Below are 3,516 nucleotides of genomic sequence, written 5' to 3'. Positions count from 1 at the left end.
GAATCACGAATTGTTTTGCCGAGTTTCTGAATATAGTTATCGGTAAATTCAAAAGATGAACCTTCAGGAGCAGTAATTTGCAAACGCATGGCACTGCGGTCATCGAGTGGAGCTAATTCTTGTTGGAGGTCTTTTCCGAAAAACCAAGTCATACCAAACGTAAGTAAAATCAACGGAATTGCCACCCAACGAATATTCATGAAACTTGTCAGACGTGTGCGGTAACCCTCAATTACTCTTTCAAAGAAAGGTTCGGTCATTTCGTAGAAACGACTATGTTTTTGATTTTTTCTTACTAAATAAGCATTCAACATTGGGGTAAGTGTCAATGAAACGAATGCAGAAATCAATACGGCGGTGGCCAAAACGATACCGAATTCACGGAAAAGACGACCAACGAAACCTTCCATAAATATAACTGGCAAGAATACCGATGCAAGCGTAATTGAGGTGGAAAGTACGGCAAACATGATTTCGTTGGCACCTTTGATGGCAGCCTCAATTGGCTTCATGCCTTCCTCAATCTTTTTATAGATATTTTCGGTAACAACAATACCATCATCAACCACTAAGCCCGTTGCCAAAACGATAGCAAGTAGCGTAAGTACATTGACAGAGAAACCGAAAATATACATGAAGAAGAACGTACCCACGAGCGATACTGGAATATCAATCAACGGGCGAACGGCAATAATCCAATCACGGAAGAACAAGAAAATGATGATAACAACCAATCCGATGGCAATCAAGAGTGTTTCGCCTACTTCTTCTACTGATTTTTTGATGAAAGTTGTGTTATCAGACATCAACTCCATTCTATAATCTTTCGGAAGTTCTTTTTTAATTTCGGCCAAACGCTTATTTACCTGTGCCGAAATATCCAAATAATTAGCCCCTGGTTGTGGTACAATTGCTAAACCAATCGAAGGAATTCCGTTGATACGCATGAGCGTTTCTTCGTTTTCGGCTCCGAGTTCGGCACTACCAATATCTTTGAAACGAATAATTTTTTCGCCTACTGTTTTTACAATCAAATTATTGAAGTCTTCCTCACCTTTGAATCGACCAATAGTTTTTACGGTTAATTCAGTATTATCTCCTGCCAATTTACCACTTGGAAGCTCCACGTTTTCACGGTCAAGTGCTTGTTTTACATCTTGCGTTGTTACGCCCTGAGCTGCCAATTTATTTGGGTCCATCCACAAACGCATCGAAAATCTTTTTTGTCCCCAAATCATTACTTGGCTAATACCTTGAATGGTTTGTAGGCGTTGTGCAACTACGTTTTCGGCGTAATCGCTGATTTCCATGTGACTTCTGATGTCCGACTGCAAAAGCATACTCATGATTGGGTCAGAGTTGGCATCGGCTTTTGAAACCGTTGGCGGGCCATCAATATCTTGTGGGAGCTGACGCACCGCACTCGAAACTTTATCACGTACGTCGTTGGCGGCGGTTTCCATATCTACACCGATTTCAAATTCGATGGTGATTTGGCTCGAACCATTGTTTGACGACGAGTTAATGGATTTGATACCTTCGATGGCATTTAATGCCTTTTCGAGCGGTTCGGTAATCTGCGACTCAATAATATCGGAGTTGGCACCAACATAATTGGTACGCACCGAAACAACAGGCGGGTCAATGGATGGATACTCTCGTACACCCAAAAAAGTATAGCCAATTGCTCCAAACAAAATGATGAGTAGATTCATCACGATGGCTAATACTGGACGTTTGATTGAAATGGTTGAGATTGACATAATTCAATGTTGAATGATGAATGAGTGAATGAGTGAATGTTTATAATTCACCTACTGTCAATTACTTAGCTAATTATTTTTTCGAAATTCTGAAAAATATAACTTCTCATCGAACCGCTAAAGCGGTAACTCGATAGCAAAATCTTTATTTTCCCGCACCTTTAACTTTTACAGCGGCATCTTTTTTCAATGCCATGATACCCGAAACGATGAGAGAATCGCCAGTTCGGAGTCCGCTCGTAACCTGAATTTTCTTGTCGTTACGAACGCCCGTTTCAATCATTACTTCGTCGGCTTTTCCATTACGCACTACATACACTTTTTTACCTTTCAAAACTGGCACAACTGCTTCGGTCGGAATCATAATTGCCTGAGCAATATCTAAATCAACCGAAACTCTTACGAACATACCCGGCACGAGTCTATCGGCTGGGTTTTTAGCCAAAGCTCTTAGTTTCAAAGTACGAAGATTTGGGTCAATTTTTGGGTCGATAGCCACAACATTGGCATAGTATGCTTCTGGTTGGCCCTCCACTTCAAACTTTACATTTCTACCAACTCTGATGAGCGTAGAATATTTTTCTGGAATCGAAAAATCAACTTTTACAGGATTTGTCTGTACGAGGGTTGCCAAACTTGTCGTTGGCGTTACGTACGCCCCTTGACTGACGTTTTTCAAACCAATTTTTCCGGCAAAGGGAGCTTTCAAAACTGTTTTTTCGAGATTTGCCTCAATGAGTTCTTTGTCGGCATTGAGGGTATTGATTTTATTAGCCGTGATTTCGTATTCTTCTTTGCTAATGGCATTGATATCTAATAATTTTTTCTGACGAGCTTCGGTTTGTTTGGCCAATTCTATCTCGAAATTAAGTTTTTTCAACTGAGCTTGAAGGTCAGTATCTTTGATTCGGGCAATTACTTGTCCTGCTGCAACTCGGCTACCTTCTTTGATATTAAGAGCAAGAATACGGCCAGAAGCCTCAGCTCTCAATTCGATTTCTTCATTCGGAAAAATCGTACCAGACGATGTAATGACATTATCAAGGCTTTCGGTATTGACCACAAAAACATTTACGGCTACGGCAGGGCCACCACCTTTCATATCTTTGCCTTTTTCGCCTCCTTTACCTCCTGATGGTGCTGAACCTCCTCCGCCACCTGGACCTTTTTCGCCACCTAAATCGGGCTTTTTAAAGAAGAAAATTTTGCCAAGTACCAAGACCGCAACAACAGCAACAATAGTCAGAATCGTACGCATATTAAACTAATGATTAGAGGAGTATCTGTTAGAAATTTAGATAAGTTATATAAAATAAACGCAAAAATATACCGAACTGTTACGATAATAAAAGTTTTTGTATTATTCCTATTAAATAATCGACATAAGGGGTGTTTTTAACGACTGTTAGCTTAGAAACAAGCAATTTGGGTGAGTTTTTGGAAAGTAAAATTTCTGATTCTACCTTTGTGGCTTTCAATAAAATACAACTTTATTTTCATGCAAAAACTCTCCACTCTTCTGCTAATTGTTTGCTTATCACTTCGTGTTTTTGGGCAGCAGGAAACGATGCCTAAAGCCTGTACAAATCCTGGAAGTGGGATTTTAGTTGACGGAGGATTTTCTGTAACTCCCCAGTTTGCTTGTTTAGACTTCAGTAGTAATTCGGCAACAATATTAGCCTCCAACGCAGTATCACCGAGTGGTGGGAAGCTATCTAATCTTGGTTATATTTTTAATTTCAAAGATGGTGAT

Annotated in this window: 3 protein-coding genes; 1 reads left to right on the top strand and 2 read right to left on the bottom strand. The window is 40.0% G+C overall.

The features are described 5' to 3' along the window. The coding region (locus tag ACOVO2_RS20280) for an efflux RND transporter permease subunit (RefSeq protein WP_421771728.1) at window positions 1–1,763 on the bottom strand (1,763 nt) is incomplete at its 3' end. Window positions 1,764–1,908: 145 nt separating this feature from the next. Continuing rightward, window positions 1,909–3,021: an efflux RND transporter periplasmic adaptor subunit gene (locus ACOVO2_RS20275; protein ID WP_421771727.1), complete on the bottom strand. Its 1,113-nt coding sequence runs from the start codon at window positions 3,019–3,021 to the stop codon at window positions 1,909–1,911. Between the two features lie 240 nt (window positions 3,022–3,261). Here ACOVO2_RS20275 and ACOVO2_RS20270 point away from each other — a divergent pair. Continuing rightward, the coding region (locus ACOVO2_RS20270; RefSeq protein ID WP_421771726.1) for a hypothetical protein at window positions 3,262–3,516 on the top strand (255 nt) is incomplete at its 3' end.

The organism is Emticicia sp., assembly GCF_049241225.1.
Taxonomy (GTDB): Bacteria; Bacteroidota; Bacteroidia; order Cytophagales; family Spirosomataceae; genus Emticicia.
Note: the sequence above shows the minus strand (reverse complement) of the source record. Positions and strands in the feature narration are given on the sequence as shown.

Bases quoted from the DNA above. Each gene is read 5' to 3' on its own strand.
- ACOVO2_RS20275 (WP_421771727.1), bottom strand. From the start codon at position 3,021: ATGCGTACGATTCTGACTATTGTTGCTGTTGTTGCGGTCTTGGTACTT.